This window comes from Shigella sp. FC1661 (genome assembly GCF_001712525.1).
GTDB lineage: Bacteria > Pseudomonadota > Gammaproteobacteria > Enterobacterales > Enterobacteriaceae > Escherichia > Escherichia coli.
The window spans coordinates 14,811-30,061 of record NZ_MDGW01000210.1 but is presented as its reverse complement, the minus strand read 5'-3'; the positions used below and the strand labels follow the sequence as shown (position 1 = coordinate 30,061).

Genomic DNA, 15,251 nt, shown 5'->3' with positions numbered 1-15,251 from the left:
GTCGGGGCTAAATCGCGCAGCGCTGGCTGTTTTACGCGTATGACAGGCTCCGGAAGACGGTTGTTGCGCACGTATTCGGTGAACGCACTATGGCGACGCAGGGGCGTCTTATGAGCTTGCTGTCACCCTTTGACGTGGTGATATGGATGACGGATGGCTGGCCACTGTATGAATCCCGCCTGAAGGGAAAGCTGCACGTAATCAGCAAGCGATATACGCAGCGAATTGAGCGGCATAACCTGAATCTGAGGCAGCACCTGGCACGGCTGGGACGGAAGTCGCTGTCGTTCTCAAAATCGGTGGAGCTGCATGACAAAGTCATCGGGCATTATCTGAACATAAAACACTATCAATAAGTTGGAGTCATTACCAATTTGATTTAGGGCAACAGCGGGTTGCCCCATATAGTCATTTGTCTGATTGACAGTGTAGTGCACGCAAAAGATTTAATCCTTTAGGCGTAATAAAAAATAATATATCATGCTAATTATTTGATTTTGTTGTTTTTGCAGACTTATCAGCAAGAGGGAGTATAACGCGATTATTCGCTCATTTTTCAGACATTTGCCATGCTTAAATGTGATGTCATCACGTATTAGCAAGGCCTTTCCCGTTATACTGCCAGCGTAAAGGATAAGTCACATATTTCTGGAGGGGATATGATTCTTGAGCGCGTTGAAATTGTGGGTTTTCGCGGTATCAACCGTTTGTCGTTGATGCTGGAACAAAACAACGTCCTGATTGGGGAGAACGCGTGGGGTAAATCCAGCTTGCTGGACGCCTTAACCCTGCTGCTATCGCCAGAATCAGATCTCTACCATTTTGAGCGCGACGATTTCTGGTTCCCGCCGGGAGATATCAACGGGCGAGAACATCATCTGCATATTATTTTGACCTTCCGCGAATCGCTGCCAGGCCGACATCGGGTTCGCCGTTATCGGCCGCTGGAAGCGTGCTGGACGCCATGCACCGATGGCTATCACCGTATTTTTTATCGTCTGGAAGGGGAGAGTGCGGAAGACGGCAGCGTGATGACACTGCGCAGTTTTCTCGATAAAGACGGACATCCGATTGATGTCGAGGATATTAACGATCAGGCACGCCATCTGGTGCGTTTAATGCCGGTGCTGCGCTTGCGTGATGCCCGTTTTATGCGCCGTATTCGTAACGGCACGGTGCCAAATGTCCCTAATGTGGAAGTCACCGCGCGCCAGCTCGATTTCCTCGCCCGTGAGTTATCCTCACATCCGCAAAATCTCTCTGATGGGCAGATTCGTCAGGGACTTTCCGCAATGGTACAGCTGCTTGAGCATTATTTCTCTGAGCAGGGGGCCGGACAGGCGCGATATCGTTTAATGCGGCGGCGGGCCAGCAATGAGCAACGAAGCTGGCGCTATCTGGACATCATCAACCGGATGATTGACCGACCTGGAGGGCGCTCGTATCGGGTTATTTTGCTCGGCCTGTTTGCTACTTTATTGCAGGCAAAAGGCACATTGAGACTGGATAAAGACGCGCGTCCATTGTTGCTGATCGAAGATCCAGAAACCCGTTTACACCCCATTATGCTTTCAGTTGCCTGGCATCTGTTGAATCTTCTGCCATTGCAGCGCATTGCCACCACCAACTCGGGTGAGTTGCTTTCGTTAACGCCGGTAGAGCATGTTTGCCGACTGGTACGTGAGTCCTCGCGCGTTGCCGCCTGGCGTCTGGGGCCGAGTGGCTTGAGTACCGAAGATAGCCGACGCATATCCTTTCACATTCGTTTTAACCGTCCGTCATCGCTGTTTGCACGCTGCTGGTTGCTGGTGGAAGGGGAAACGGAAACCTGGGTTATCAATGAACTGGCGCGTCAGTGCGGACATCATTTTGATGCCGAAGGGATCAAGGTCATTGAGTTTGCCCAGTCCGGGCTAAAGCCACTGGTTAAATTTGCCCGCCGAATGGGGATTGAATGGCATGTACTGGTCGATGGCGATGAAGCAGGGAAGAAATATGCCGCTACGGTACGCAGCCTGTTGAATAACGATCGGGAAGCCGAACGAGAACATTTAACGGCGTTACCGGCGCTGGATATGGAACATTTTATGTATCGCCAGGGATTTTCCGATGTGTTCCACCGCGTGGCGCAAATCCCGGAAAATGTACCGATGAATCTACGCAAAATTATCTCGAAAGCGATCCATCGCTCTTCCAAACCCGATCTTGCCATTGAAGTGGCAATAGAGGCAGGACGTCGTGGTGTGGACTCCGTACCGACGCTGCTGAAAAAAATGTTCTCACGCGTGCTGTGGCTGGCGCGCGGTCGCGCGGATTAACCGCGAAACATCGTGGCCATTTGTGGCTGAATAGCGTCGAGCATCTCATAGCGCCGACGGTATTCAGCCCGTTTTTTACTGGCGATTTCGGCAATCTCTTTTCGTGCTATCTGTGCTGGAAGGCGGTAATGGCGTTCAGCATCACATACGCCGCCAACCGATTCCCAGAAAGCGTTGTAATCAGCGTGGATCTTGCCTTCTTTATCGCGATAACGCAGGCTGCGGTAAATATGCGTTTCATTGCTGACGGCAATAATCTGCTCTACCTGCAAACGTTGGGCAAACAGACAGGCCGCTTCCATCACGAGGCGTTTGGGAAATAGCCCGTGGCAGGCTTTCGTCGCATTCTGGATTTCCTGATGTGGAATTTCCCATTTTGCGCCTTGCAGTCCGCCAATAAACATCGTTCTTTTCCCCTGATATTCACACAGGGTAAACGTGATCTCTGCCAGAGGAATACCTTCGCTGTTGCGAAACAGGATTGTGCTGTCACCTTCTTTATCCATTGAGATCATCATGGTCAGCTCAAGCGTGAACTGCTCGCCGTTTTTGCCTTCCAGCTTCGCCAGTTGCATCCCGGGGGTATTCAAATATAAGCTGAATTCTTCCGCCGACATACATCCGCGGAGTAACGCATAATGGTAACGTAACGCCTCCAGCAATTGCTTACGGCTAAGATTCGCCGCAAGGTAAGGGCGATGCAGACGCACAGGCAGTCGCGGCTGGCGCGTTAACAACACATTGAGATTAGGCCAGTGGGAAAGTTCGTTCATCCACTCAACGCTTAAACGCGGCATAATCAACGAGCGCAGCAAAAATTTCTGGCGAAAACTACGGCGATGCCAGAATTTACCCGGCCGACACTGTCCACGTGCCAGACTAAGAAAAAGTGACAGGCTGCTGAGAGATTCAGATGGCGTAAAGGTCCGTTCAGTTAGCTGCGACATATTCATGAAATCAATGGTTATACATGACGTCGATTTCACCATTGCGTATCTTAACCAAACATCAATAGTGTGATTACTAACGTAAATTTTAGGGTTTTGTTGATATTTCGTTGAAGTTAATGACCCGGATTGGCATATGGAGTATTCAGAATATTTATGAAAAAGCGGAAAACCGTGAAGAAGCGTTACGTTATTGCGCTGGTGATAGTCATCGCCGGACTGATTACGTTATGGAGAATTCTTAACGCACCCGTGCCGACTTATCAGACACTGATTGTGCGCCCCGGTGATTTACAGCAAAGCGTGCTGGCGACCGGAAAGCTGGACGCGCTGCGTAAGGTTGATGTGGGCGCGCAGGTCAGCGGTCAGTTGAAAACTCTGTCGGTGGCGATTGGCGATAAAGTAAAAAAAGACCAGCTTTTAGGGGTTATTGATCCTGAACAGGCTGAAAACCAGATTAAGGAGGTCGAAGCAACGCTGATGGAGCTACGTGCGCAGCGGCAGCAGGCGGAAGCGGAGCTGAAACTGGCGCGGGTGACGTATTCCCGTCAGCAACGTCTGGCACAAACGCAGGCGGTTTCACAGCAGGATCTCGACACCGCCGCGACGGAGATGGCTGTGAAACAGGCGCAAATTGGCACCATTGACGCGCAAATCAAGCGCAATCAGGCTTCTCTCGATACGGCTAAAACCAATCTCGATTACACTCGCATCGTTGCCCCGATGGCCGGGGAAGTCACGCAAATCACCACTCTGCAAGGCCAGACGGTGATTGCCGCACAACAAGCACCGAACATTCTGACGCTGGCAGATATGAGCACCATGCTGGTAAAAGCGCAGGTTTCTGAAGCGGATGTAATCCACCTGAAGCCGGGGCAAAAAGCTTGGTTTACGGTGCTTGGCGATCCACTGACGCGCTACGAGGGGCAAATCAAGGATGTACTACCGACGCCGGAAAAGGTTAACGACGCTATTTTCTATTACGCCCGTTTTGAAGTCCCCAACCCCAATGGTTTGCTGCGGCTGGATATGACTGCGCAAGTGCATATTCAGCTCACCGATGTGAAAAATGTGCTGACGATCCCTCTGTCGGCGTTAGGCGATCCGGTTGGCGATAATCGTTATAAAGTCAAATTGTTGCGTAATGGTGAAACACGCGAGCGTGAAGTGACGATTGGCGCACGTAACGATACCGATGTTGAGATTGTCAAAGGGCTGGAAGCGGGCGATGAAGTGGTGATTGGTGAGGCCAAACCAGGAGCTGCACAATGACGCCTTTGCTCGAATTAAAGGATATTCGTCGCAGCTATCCTGCCGGTGATGAGCAGGTTGAGGTGCTGAAGGGCATCACCCTCGATATTTATGCCGGTGAGATGGTAGCGATTGTTGGCGCTTCAGGTTCCGGTAAATCGACCCTGATGAATATTCTCGGCTGTCTGGATAAGGCCACCAGCGGCACCTATCGCGTCGCCGGTCAGGATGTTGCCACACTGGACGCCGATGCGCTGGCGCAACTGCGCCGCGAGCATTTCGGCTTTATTTTCCAGCGTTACCATTTACTTTCGCATTTAACCGCCGAGCAGAACGTTGAAGTACCCGCCGTCTATGCCGGTCTTGAGCGGAAACAGCGGCTGCTTCGCGCCCAGGAGTTACTGCAACGACTGGGGCTGGAAGACCGTACAGAGTATTATCCGGCACAGCTTTCGGGTGGTCAGCAACAGCGCGTCAGCATCGCGCGGGCATTGATGAACGGCGGTCAGGTAATTCTTGCCGATGAACCAACCGGCGCACTGGACAGCCATTCTGGCGAAGAGGTGATGGCGATCCTGCATCAGCTGCGCGATCGCGGGCATACGGTGATTATCGTCACCCACGATCCGCAGGTCGCTGCTCAGGCCGAGCGGGTGATCGAAATTCGCGACGGCGAAATTGTGCGCAATCCTCCCGCCATTGAAAAAGTGAATGTTGCTGGCGGGACGGAGCCTGTTGTCAACACGGTGTCTGGCTGGCGGCAGTTTGTCAGCGGTTTTAACGAGGCGCTGACGATGGCATGGCGGGCGCTGGCAGCGAATAAAATGCGTACTTTACTGACCATGCTGGGGATTATTATCGGTATTGCGTCGGTGGTTTCCATTGTCGTGGTGGGTGACGCCGCCAAACAAATGGTGCTGGCGGATATTCGTTCTATTGGTACGAATACTATTGATGTCTATCCCGGGAAAGATTTTGGCGATGACGATCCGCAATATCAGCAGGCGCTGAAGTACGACGACTTAATCGCCATCCAAAAACAACCGTGGGTCGCCTCAGCCACACCTGCCGTCTCGCAAAACCTGCGCCTGCGTTATAACAATGTTGATGTTGCTGCCAGTGCCAATGGCGTGAGCGGCGATTATTTTAATGTCTATGGCATGACCTTCAGTGAAGGAAACACCTTTAATCAGGAGCAGCTGAACGGTCGTGCGCAGGTCGTGGTTCTCGACAGTAATACTCGCCGCCAGCTTTTCCCCCATAAAGCAGATGTGGTTGGCGAGGTGATTCTGGTCGGCAATATGCCCGCCAGAGTCATTGGTGTGGCGGAAGAAAAACAGTCGATGTTTGGTAGCAGTAAAGTGCTGCGTGTCTGGCTACCTTACAGCACGATGTCCGGGCGAGTTATGGGCCAGTCGTGGCTGAACTCCATTACTGTCAGGGTAAAAGAAGGATTTGACAGCGCCGAGGCGGAACAGCAACTCACGCGTTTACTTTCACTGCGCCACGGAAAGAAGGATTTCTTTACCTGGAACATGGACGGCGTCTTGAAAACTGTTGAAAAGACCACACGTACTTTACAACTGTTTCTGACGCTGGTGGCGGTGATTTCGCTGGTGGTGGGCGGTATTGGTGTAATGAATATTATGCTGGTGTCAGTGACCGAGCGGACGCGGGAAATTGGCATTCGCATGGCTGTAGGTGCGCGAGCAAGCGATGTTTTGCAACAGTTCCTGATCGAAGCCGTACTGGTTTGCCTGGTCGGTGGCGCGTTGGGAATAACGCTGTCACTGTTAATTGCTTTCACCTTGCAGCTTTTCTTACCCGGCTGGGAGATTGGTTTTTCACCGTTGGCACTGCTGCTGGCGTTTCTCTGCTCGACGGCCACCGGGATTTTATTTGGATGGTTACCCGCACGAAATGCGGCACGACTGGATCCAGTAGATGCTCTGGCACGAGAGTAATTTTTGAGATAAAAATGCCAGCCGATCGGGCTGGCATTTTGCCTTTAGGATGTACACAATGAGACAGAAGAGCTATGCGACTGCCGCTTCTACTTCGACGGGCACAATAACACTGGCGTGATTGCCTTTTGGCCCCTGGTGGACATCAAACTGAACGGATTGTCCAGCTTTTAGCGTTCTGTAACCATCCATCTGAATGGTGGAATAATGAGCGAAAATATCTTCGCCGCCGCCTTCAGGGCAGATGAAACCAAACCCTTTGGCATTGTTGAACCACTTAACAGTACCCTTTTCCATGCTTCGACATCCTTCGCAAATCTTATACAAGTAAGATGGAATAAACCGGGGTCAGAGAGGGGGCTGTTCAAAACCTCGCCAACTCTGGAAATACAATTTAGAGAATTAGGGCGAGCCGTCAAGCGTTTGACAGGGGCCAGGGGGCAGGTATGAATCAAAAATTTGAAGCAGTTAACGCTATTGACAGGAATGTGACAGATGTCGCTGATGCCAACGATAGATGATAGTTATCTATCATGTGGAGTAGATTGGTCAGGCAAATAAGCTCTTGTCAGCGGCAGGGCGTTCTGCCGATAACCGTAACCGAAGATGATAACTGACAATGGGTAAAACGAACGACTGGCTGGACTTTGATCAACTGGCGGAAGAAAAAGTTCGCGACGCGCTAAAACCGCCATCTATGTATAAAGTGATATTAGTCAATGATGATTACACTCCGATGGAGTTTGTTATTGACGTGTTACAAAAATTCTTTTCTTATGATGTAGAACGTGCAACGCAATTGATGCTCGCTGTTCACTACCAGGGGAAGGCCATTTGCGGAGTCTTTACCGCCGAGGTTGCAGAAACCAAAGTGGCGATGGTGAACAAGTACGCGAGGGAGAATGAGCATCCATTGCTGTGTACGCTAGAAAAAGCCTGAATGCAGGCATAAAAATTGGGGGAGGTGCCTATGCTCAATCAAGAACTGGAACTCAGTTTAAATATGGCTTTAGCCAGAGCGCGCGAGCACCGTCAGGAGTTTATGACCGTCGAGCACTTGTTACTGGCGCTGCTCAGTAACCCATCTGCCCGGGAGGCGCTGGAAGCGTGTTCTGTGGATTTGGTTGCGCTCTGTCAGGAACTGGAAGCCTTTATTGAACAAACCACACCCGTTCTGCCTGCCAGTGAAGAGGAGCGCGACACACAGCCGACGCTGAGTTTTCAGCGTGTACTGCAACGTGCGGTCTTCCATGTCCAGTCCTCCGGTCGCAATGAGGTAACCGGTGCAAACGTTCTGGTCGCTATCTTTAGCGAACAGGAGTCGCAGGCGGCATATCTGTTGCGTAAACATGAAGTCAGCCGTCTCGATGTGGTGAACTTTATCTCTCATGGCACGCGTAAAGACGAGCCGACACAGTCTTCTGATCCTGGCAGCCAGCCAAACAGCGAAGAACAAGCTGGTGGGGAGGAACGTATGGAGAATTTCACGACGAACCTGAATCAGCTTGCGCGCGTGGGCGGAATCGACCCACTGATTGGTCGTGAGAAGGAGCTGGAGCGTGCTATTCAGGTTCTCTGCCGTCGCCGTAAAAACAACCCGCTGCTGGTGGGGGAATCTGGTGTCGGTAAAACCGCGATTGCGGAAGGTCTTGCCTGGCGAATTGTTCAGGGCGATGTGCCGGAAGTGATGGCTGACTGTACGATTTACTCTCTCGATATCGGTTCTCTGTTAGCGGGCACTAAATATCGCGGCGACTTTGAAAAACGTTTTAAAGCGTTGCTCAAGCAGCTGGAGCAGGACACTAACAGCATCCTGTTTATTGATGAGATCCACACCATTATCGGTGCGGGTGCAGCGTCTGGTGGCCAGGTCGATGCGGCTAACCTGATCAAACCGTTGCTCTCCAGCGGTAAAATTCGCGTAATTGGTTCGACAACCTATCAGGAGTTCAGCAACATTTTCGAGAAAGACCGTGCTCTGGCGCGTCGCTTCCAGAAAATTGATATTACTGAACCGTCGATCGAAGAAACTGTTCAAATCATCAATGGCCTGAAACCGAAGTATGAAGCGCACCACGACGTGCGTTATACTGCAAAAGCGGTGCGTGCAGCGGTAGAGCTGGCGGTGAAATACATTAACGATCGTCATCTGCCGGATAAAGCCATTGACGTTATCGACGAAGCGGGCGCTCGCGCACGCCTGATGCCGGTAAGCAAACGCAAGAAAACCGTTAATGTGGCGGATATTGAGTCCGTGGTGGCCCGTATTGCGCGCATTCCAGAGAAGAGTGTTTCTCAGAGTGACCGCGATACCCTGAAAAACCTCGGCGATCGCCTGAAAATGCTGGTCTTCGGTCAGGATAAAGCCATTGAGGCGCTGACTGAAGCCATTAAGATGGCGCGTGCAGGTTTAGGTCACGAACATAAACCGGTTGGTTCGTTCCTGTTTGCCGGCCCTACCGGGGTCGGGAAAACAGAGGTGACGGTACAGCTTTCGAAAGCGTTGGGCATTGAGCTGCTGCGCTTTGATATGTCCGAGTATATGGAACGCCATACCGTCAGCCGTCTGATTGGTGCGCCTCCGGGATACGTTGGTTTTGATCAGGGAGGTTTGCTGACTGATGCGGTCATCAAGCATCCACATGCGGTGCTGTTGCTGGACGAAATCGAGAAAGCGCATCCGGACGTGTTCAATATTCTGTTGCAGGTGATGGACAACGGTACGCTGACCGATAACAACGGACGCAAAGCGGACTTCCGTAACGTGGTGCTGGTGATGACCACCAACGCCGGGGTACGTGAAACTGAGCGTAAATCCATTGGTCTTATCCACCAGGATAACAGCACCGATGCGATGGAAGAGATCAAGAAGATCTTTACACCGGAATTCCGTAACCGTCTCGACAACATTATCTGGTTCGATCATCTGTCAACTGACGTGATCCATCAGGTGGTGGATAAATTCATCGTCGAGTTGCAGGTTCAGCTGGATCAGAAAGGTGTTTCTCTGGAAGTGAGCCAGGAAGCGCGTAACTGGCTGGCCGAGAAAGGTTACGACCGGGCAATGGGCGCACGTCCGATGGCGCGTGTCATCCAGGACAACCTGAAAAAACCGCTCGCCAACGAACTGCTGTTTGGTTCGCTGGTGGACGGCGGTCAGGTCACCGTCGAGCGGGATAAAGAGAAAAATGAGCTGACTTACGGATTCCAGAGTGCACAAAAGCACAAGGCGGAAGCAGCGCATTAATCTGATTGTTAGGTAGGTTGGTCAAGTCCGTAATCTCGAAAGAGGTTACGGACTTTTTGTTTATGGGGTGGAGGAGGTTCAGACCCTTTTTTTAATGATGATGGTAAGTTGTTGATAATTAGTGCTGCGGGAAGGTAAGGATAAAAAAGGGTGCTGCAGGAGAATGGGATGGTTTTGCTTTATTAACAACGGGCTAAACGTGTAGTATTTGAGTTCACTGCCGTACAGGCAGCTTAGAAATTCACAGGTAACATACTCCACCCGCCCACCATGTTCACTGCCGTACAGACAGATAAAATGCGAAAAAAAAGCTCGCACTTTCGTACGAGCTCTTCTTTAAATATGGCGGTGAGGGGGGGATTCGAACCCCCGATACGTTGCCGTATACACACTTTCCAGGCGTGCTCCTTCAGCCACTCGGACACCTCACCAAATTGTTTTGCTACCAAACCTCATGGGTGGCAACGGGGCGCTACTATAGGGAGTTGGAGTAAAACGGTCAAGAAGAATTTTAATGATAATTATTGTTTGCTCATACTGTAAACAAGTTGTGCAGTATATCTACATCGAGACAAGTTACGGACTTATACTTCCAAAGTACTTCATACATATCACAAAATAAAAAGGCCGGTTAAACCGACCTTTTACTCGTTCTTTCTCTTCGCCCATCAGGCGGTAAAACAATCAGCGACTACGGAAGACAATGCGGCCTTTGCTCAGGTCGTACGGGGTCAGTTCAACAGTCACTTTGTCGCCCGTCAGGATGCGGATGTAGTTTTTGCGCATTTTACCGGAGATGTGTGCAGTAACCACGTGACCGTTTTCTAACTCTACGCGGAACATGGTATTAGGCAACGTTTCAAGAACGGTACCTTGCATTTCAATATTGTCTTCTTTGGCCATCTAATCCTCTGGGGTATCACTACCGTAATTTGAACCGGCAAGATAATGCCGAAGTTCTGTAAATAAGTAAAGATTTGCGCGCTAAATCGCAACAAACAGGTTCGGCACATTACTCCGAAAACACACGGTTAAGCCGCACCAAAAGCGCAACGTATAAGGGAGCGGTGAGATAAACGATGGGCGTTACCTGACGCGAAAAATTCCTTATCGGCAGCGGGGTAATGAGCGTAACCAACTCTGCGACCGCAATTATAACACTCTGGGGAGAAATGTGCCGAAAACATTCATTCTTGTGGTGAAAACAAGCATCGTGGTACCCAGAAATTATTCGGCAATCGTCCGAGGCGCATTTGATTGAGATAATTAAGGTAATCCCGGCGGGGAATTTCGCAGGCACCAAGCGATGCTGTGTGATCGTTAAGGACCTGGCAGTCGATAAGCTTACCGCCATGACCGATAAATTCCTCACAGAATACCAGAAGCGCCGTTTTAGACGCATTTTCCATCCGGCTGAACATGGACTCGCCACAAAATAGCGTTCCCTGGGCCACGCCGTACATACCGCCGACAAGCTCATCTTCACGCCAGACTTCAATGGAGTGGGCATGGCCGAGTTCGTGAAGGCGATGGTAGGCTTCGACCACGCCACGCGTGATCCAGGTTCCTTCTTCGCGATCGCTGGCACAGCCTTCAATGACCTGACCAAAAGCGTAATTCATCGTGACACGATAGGGCGAGCGTTTATGAAATCGCTTCATACTACGGCTGATATGCAGTGATTCTGGCCATAGCACCGCGCGGGGATCGGGCGACCACCAGAGGATGGGGTCGCCTGGAGAAAACCACGGAAAAATACCACGCTGGTAAGCCATTAACAGGCGCGCAGGGCTAAGATCGCCCCCAAGTGCCAGCAGGCCGTTAGGCTCACGTAATGCGCCTTCCGGGGAAGGGAAGGCTATTGAATGGCGAGAAAGCTGAACCAGGCGCATGACCGCAAAACTCCACGCAAGTCGGATCGTTCAATAATAGCTTACAAACCCTGCTTGAACTGGTAATAACGCCCCTGTCTGGCAAGCAGCTCTGCGTGAGTACCTTGCTCAATAATTTGCCCGTTGTCCATCACTATTATTTGTTGGAAACGAGAGAGTCCGCGAAGTCGATGGGTGACCATTAACACCGTTTTCTCACGCATCATTTCTGCAAGCAATTCAAGGATCTGGCTTTCGGTTGTGGCATCTAAGCCTTCGGTAGGTTCATCCAGCAACACCAGTGGCGCATCATGTAACAGCGCACGGGCGATAGCCAGACGGCGCAGTTCACCACCGGAGAGCTGGCGTCCGCCTTCACCTAACCAACTGTTGAGACCTGCATCCTCGAGCAGCTTCTCCAGACCAACGCGACGCAAGCTCTCCGCCAGAGCCTCATCACTACTGCCAGGCGAGGCGAGTAACAGATTATCACGCAGCGTGGCGCTAAACAGATGCACTCGCTGAGGAACAACGCTGATGGTCTGTCGTAGAGCCGCTTCATTCAGGCTGGCTATGGGGCTATCGTTAAGCAAAATCTCGCCCTGTTGCGGGTCCCAAGCGCGGGTCAGCAGTTGTAACAGTGTTGATTTGCCGCATCCGGTTCGCCCGAGAATCGCAATATGTTCCCCGGCGTTTACCTGAAGAGAAATCCCTTTAAGTGCCTGTTGGGATTGCTCCGGATAAGTGAACTGAACATCCCGTAATGTCAGCGAAACGCGATCGGCAACACGAGTTTGGGTATCAGGGAAGGTGACTTCCGGTTTTTGATCCGTTAAATCAGTGATCCGAACGGCAGAGGCAATGACTTGCCCCAGATGCTGAAATGCACCCGTTACTGGTGCCAGTGCTTCAAACGCGGCTAACGCGCAGAAGACAAACAGGGCAATTAACGCGCCGGGTTGAGCATTGCCGCCAACGCCGCCAGACGCCATCCACAGCATCAGGATCACCGCTAACGCGCCAATGAGCAGCATTATCACTTGCGACAATGCGGTCAGTTCAGATTGACGGCGTTGCGCTTCCAGCCATTGAATTTCTGTATTCTCTAGTTGCGTGCGATAACGATCGCTGGCACCAAAAATGGTCAGCTCAGCTTGCCCTTGCAGCCAGGCCGTCAGTTGTTGGCGATACTGTCCGCGAAGATGAGTCAGATTTTGCCCGGTGCTTTTTCCCGCACGATAAAACAGCGGTGGCATCAGGAAAAGCGTCAGTAACATAATGCCGCCCAGCGTAAAGGCGAGGGTGAAATCAAGGAAACTTAACCCGATTGTCACCATCATAATCACCACAAAAGCGCCCACCAGCGGCGAGATAACGCGCAGGTAAAGATGATCGAGCGTATCAACATCCGCCACCACGCGATTGAGCAATTCGCCCTGACGATAGCGCGCCAGTCCGGCAGGGGAGAGGGGCAACAATTTGCTGAAGGTGTAAATGCGCAGATGCTGCAACACGCGGAAAGTCGCGTCGTGACTTACCAGACGTTCAAAATAACGCCCGGCAGTACGGGTGATTGCGGCACCACGCACGCCCGCAGCGGGTAGCATATAGTTGAAGCTGTACAGTCCGGCAACCCCCGCAACCGCTGAGGCCGAGAGGAACCAGCCGGAAAGTGTCAACAGTCCGATACTGGCGAGCAGCGTCACAATTGCCAGCACAATACCAAGACTTAACATCCATTTATGACGTTTATACAGTGCTAGATAGGGTAGCAAAGCGCGCATTTAAATCTCCTCCTGACGATGGGCCAGTAATGTGGCGAATGGGCCACCAGCCACACTTAATTCCGCGTAACGTCCTTGCTCAATAATCCGGCCATCCTGCATAACCCAAATGACATCCCAGTCAGCAAGATCTTCTAACTGGTGGGTGACCATTAACGTTGTCTGGCGCAGAGAGGCGGCATTCAGCGCCTCCATTACGCGCTGTTCACTGTGAGCATCAAGGCTGGCAGCGGGTTCATCCAACAGTAATAGCGAACAGGGATTTAGTAACACACGGGCCACCGCCACGCGCTGCGCCTGCCCCACGGAAAGGCGGGCAGCCTGGTCGCCAACAGGCGTATCAACGCCTTGTGGCAGGAGCGGTAGAAACTCGCTGACCCAGGCGTTATCCAGCGCTGCTTGTAATTCATGTTCGCTGGCATCAGGTCGCGCCAGTAGTACGTTATCCCGTAATGTTGCTGCCGGTAATTGTGGATTTTGCCCAACCCAGGAGAGATGTTTACGCCATGATTCTGGTGATAAATCGCGTAATTCTATCCCGTTGATTCGTAGCGATCCCTGATATGAGAGAAAACCAGAAAGCGCGTTCAACAGTGAACTTTTACCTGAACCGCTGCGACCAACCAACACGGCACGTTGGCCTGCTGGCAAAGTAAAGTTCAGCGGTCCGGCCAGCGTTTTACCTTCCGGCGACGTGATAAACAGATCCTCGGCCTCAATGGTCACCGGATCGGTCGATGCTAATTCCACCTCGCCACGCTGCGGATGGGCGAGCGGGGTTTCCATAAATGTTTTCAGACTGTCAGCTGCACCAACAGCCTGGGCTTTAGCATGATAAAACGTACCGAGATCGCGTAATGGCTGGAAAAACTCTGGCGCAAGGATCAGGGCCAGAAAACCCGCAGCCAGCGTCACGCCAGTATCGTAGTGACCAAAATCCAGCTCGCCGAGATAGGAAAAACCAAAGTAGACCGCCACCAGAGCAATTGACAGCGAGGTAAAAAATTCGAGAATGCCGGAGGATAAAAATGCCAGCCGTAGCACTTCCATTGTCCGTTGGCGGAAATCTTCCGAAGCAGAACGAATACTTTCAATTTCAGCTTCACCACGACCAAAAATACGCAATGTTTCCATGCCGCGCAGGCGATCGAGGAAATGCCCACTTAAGCGAGCAAGAGCGAGAAAGTTACGTCGGTTAGCATCGGCAGCCCCCATTCCAACCAGCGCCATAAACAACGGAATTAACGGTGCAGTGCCCAGCAGAATGAGCGCCGCAGCCCAGTTTGAGGGGAAGATTGCCACCACAATCAGCAACGGCACCGACACTGCCAGCGCCATTTGCGGCAGGTAGCGTGCATAGTAATCATGCATATCGTCAATTTGCTCGAGTACCAGCGTCGCCCAGCTCCCCGCAGGTTTACCCTGAATCCACGCTGGCCCTGCTTGTTGCAGACGGTCGAGAACCTGCCGGCGGATGGCAAAGCGGATATGCTGCCCGGCGTGATAACCCACCCGTTCGCGTAACCAGACCACCCATGCGCGCAGTACAAAGGTCAGAACCAGTAACGTAAAGGGAAGCAGCAGGGCTTCACGGGGAATATTCTCCATAATCATATGTTGCAGAATTCGCGCCATGAACCAGGCCTGGGCAATGATCAATATGCCACTAACAAAGCCCAGCAGACGAGAAATATTCAGCCAACGTTGGGAGATGACGCTTTGCTGTTTTAACCAGCGGGTTAACTCTTTTTGACGAGATTTATTCATTGCACGCTTAGCAGGTGAGTTATCAGAATTATTTGCAGAGCAATGTTACAACGGGGAAAAAATAAAGGCGACCCATAGTCGCAAGGTGTCGCCTTCTTTACT

At 51.6% G+C, this 15,251-nt stretch carries 12 protein-coding genes, 1 tRNA gene and 1 pseudogene; 7 read left to right on the top strand and 7 right to left on the bottom strand.

Features of this window, described 5'->3' with window-relative positions; all coding sequences use genetic code 11:
* Positions 1 to 17 precede the first annotated feature (17 nt).
* Positions 18 to 356, top strand: a pseudogene (locus BFF42_RS13005) (IS1-like element IS1B family transposase); the annotation flags it as partial.
* A 303-nt stretch (positions 357 to 659) separates the two neighbouring features.
* On the top strand, positions 660 to 2,318 hold the full coding sequence (locus BFF42_RS13000) for an ATP-dependent endonuclease (protein WP_000599805.1): 1,659 nt from the start codon (positions 660 to 662) through the stop codon (positions 2,316 to 2,318).
* On the opposite strand, the gene BFF42_RS12995 is transcribed toward BFF42_RS13000, so the two are convergent.
* On the bottom strand, positions 2,315 to 3,271 hold the full coding sequence (locus BFF42_RS12995) for a VirK/YbjX family protein (protein WP_133298188.1): 957 nt from the start codon (positions 3,269 to 3,271) through the stop codon (positions 2,315 to 2,317). The two genes, BFF42_RS13000 and BFF42_RS12995, sit on opposite strands and share 4 nt — an antisense overlap.
* Positions 3,272 to 3,421: 150 nt before the next feature.
* On the opposite strand from BFF42_RS12995, the gene macA reads away from it, so the two are divergent.
* Both macA and macB read left to right on the top strand, forming a co-directional pair.
* Positions 3,422 to 4,537 carry a macrolide transporter subunit MacA gene (gene macA / locus BFF42_RS12990; protein WP_000746460.1) on the top strand — a complete coding sequence of 372 codons (1,116 nt, stop codon included), beginning with the start codon at positions 3,422 to 3,424 and terminating at the stop codon, positions 4,535 to 4,537.
* On the top strand, positions 4,534 to 6,480 hold the full coding sequence (gene macB / locus BFF42_RS12985; protein WP_000188179.1) for a macrolide ABC transporter ATP-binding protein/permease MacB: 1,947 nt from the start codon (positions 4,534 to 4,536) through the stop codon (positions 6,478 to 6,480). Before macA ends, macB begins: the two co-directional genes overlap by 4 nt.
* Positions 6,481 to 6,552: 72 nt before the next feature.
* On the opposite strand, the gene cspD is transcribed toward macB, so the two are convergent.
* Entirely contained in the window at positions 6,553 to 6,777 is a 225-nt protein-coding gene (gene cspD, locus BFF42_RS12980) for a cold shock-like protein CspD (protein ID WP_000410785.1), read from the bottom strand.
* A 149-nt stretch (positions 6,778 to 6,926) separates the two neighbouring features.
* On the opposite strand from cspD, the gene yljB reads away from it, so the two are divergent.
* The 3 genes from yljB (at position 6,927) to clpA (ending at position 9,727) form a co-directional block, all read left to right on the top strand.
* On the top strand, positions 6,927 to 7,001 hold the full coding sequence (gene yljB, locus BFF42_RS27265) for a protein YljB (protein ID WP_001406719.1): 75 nt from the start codon (positions 6,927 to 6,929) through the stop codon (positions 6,999 to 7,001).
* Positions 7,002 to 7,099: 98 nt separating this feature from the next.
* Entirely contained in the window at positions 7,100 to 7,420 is a 321-nt protein-coding gene (gene clpS / locus BFF42_RS12975) for an ATP-dependent Clp protease adapter ClpS (RefSeq protein WP_000520781.1), read from the top strand.
* A 30-nt stretch (positions 7,421 to 7,450) separates the two neighbouring features.
* Positions 7,451 to 9,727 (top strand): ATP-dependent Clp protease ATP-binding subunit ClpA, encoded by a 2,277-nt coding sequence (gene clpA / locus BFF42_RS12970; protein ID WP_146759043.1) that lies wholly within the window; start codon positions 7,451 to 7,453, stop codon positions 9,725 to 9,727.
* A 343-nt stretch (positions 9,728 to 10,070) separates the two neighbouring features.
* Here clpA and BFF42_RS12960 read toward each other — a convergent pair.
* The 5 genes from BFF42_RS12960 to cydD all read right to left on the bottom strand — a co-directional run bounded on the left by BFF42_RS12960 (position 10,071) and on the right by cydD (position 15,149).
* Positions 10,071 to 10,158: transfer RNA gene (locus tag BFF42_RS12960), tRNA-Ser, on the bottom strand.
* A gap of 253 nt (positions 10,159 to 10,411) precedes the next feature.
* Complete coding sequence (infA, locus tag BFF42_RS12955; protein ID WP_001040187.1) at positions 10,412 to 10,630, bottom strand: translation initiation factor IF-1; 219 nt, start codon at positions 10,628 to 10,630, stop codon at positions 10,412 to 10,414.
* Between the two features lie 284 nt (positions 10,631 to 10,914).
* The gene (gene aat, locus BFF42_RS12950; RefSeq protein ID WP_001241678.1) at positions 10,915 to 11,619 is read right to left on the bottom strand and encodes a leucyl/phenylalanyl-tRNA--protein transferase; all 705 of its coding nucleotides are present in this window, start codon (positions 11,617 to 11,619) and stop codon (positions 10,915 to 10,917) included.
* Positions 11,620 to 11,660: 41 nt separating this feature from the next.
* A complete protein-coding gene (cydC, locus tag BFF42_RS12945; RefSeq protein WP_039059446.1) occupies positions 11,661 to 13,382 on the bottom strand; it encodes a heme ABC transporter ATP-binding protein/permease CydC in 1,722 nt (573 codons plus the stop codon).
* Entirely contained in the window at positions 13,383 to 15,149 is a 1,767-nt protein-coding gene (cydD, locus tag BFF42_RS12940; protein WP_039059444.1) for a heme ABC transporter permease/ATP-binding protein CydD, read from the bottom strand.
* Between the last annotated feature and the right edge of the window lie 102 nt (positions 15,150 to 15,251).

Excerpts from the sequence above, each read along its gene's own strand:
- clpS (WP_000520781.1), top strand. The coding sequence starts at position 7,100 with ATGGGTAAAACGAACGACTGGCTGGACTTTGATCAACTGGCGGAAGAA.
- cydD (WP_039059444.1), bottom strand. The coding sequence starts at position 15,149 with ATGAATAAATCTCGTCAAAAAGAGTTAACCCGCTGGTTAAAACAGCAA.
- cydC (WP_039059446.1), bottom strand. The coding sequence starts at position 13,382 with ATGCGCGCTTTGCTACCCTATCTAGCACTGTATAAACGTCATAAATGG.
- BFF42_RS12995 (WP_133298188.1), bottom strand. The coding sequence starts at position 3,271 with ATGAATATGTCGCAGCTAACTGAACGGACCTTTACGCCATCTGAATCT.
- infA (WP_001040187.1), bottom strand. The coding sequence starts at position 10,630 with ATGGCCAAAGAAGACAATATTGAAATGCAAGGTACCGTTCTTGAAACG.
- macA (WP_000746460.1), top strand. The coding sequence starts at position 3,422 with ATGAAAAAGCGGAAAACCGTGAAGAAGCGTTACGTTATTGCGCTGGTG.
- BFF42_RS13000 (WP_000599805.1), top strand. The coding sequence starts at position 660 with ATGATTCTTGAGCGCGTTGAAATTGTGGGTTTTCGCGGTATCAACCGT.
- cspD (WP_000410785.1), bottom strand. The coding sequence starts at position 6,777 with ATGGAAAAGGGTACTGTTAAGTGGTTCAACAATGCCAAAGGGTTTGGT.
- clpA (WP_146759043.1), top strand. The coding sequence starts at position 7,451 with ATGCTCAATCAAGAACTGGAACTCAGTTTAAATATGGCTTTAGCCAGA.
- aat (WP_001241678.1), bottom strand. The coding sequence starts at position 11,619 with ATGCGCCTGGTTCAGCTTTCTCGCCATTCAATAGCCTTCCCTTCCCCG.
- macB (WP_000188179.1), top strand. The coding sequence starts at position 4,534 with ATGACGCCTTTGCTCGAATTAAAGGATATTCGTCGCAGCTATCCTGCC.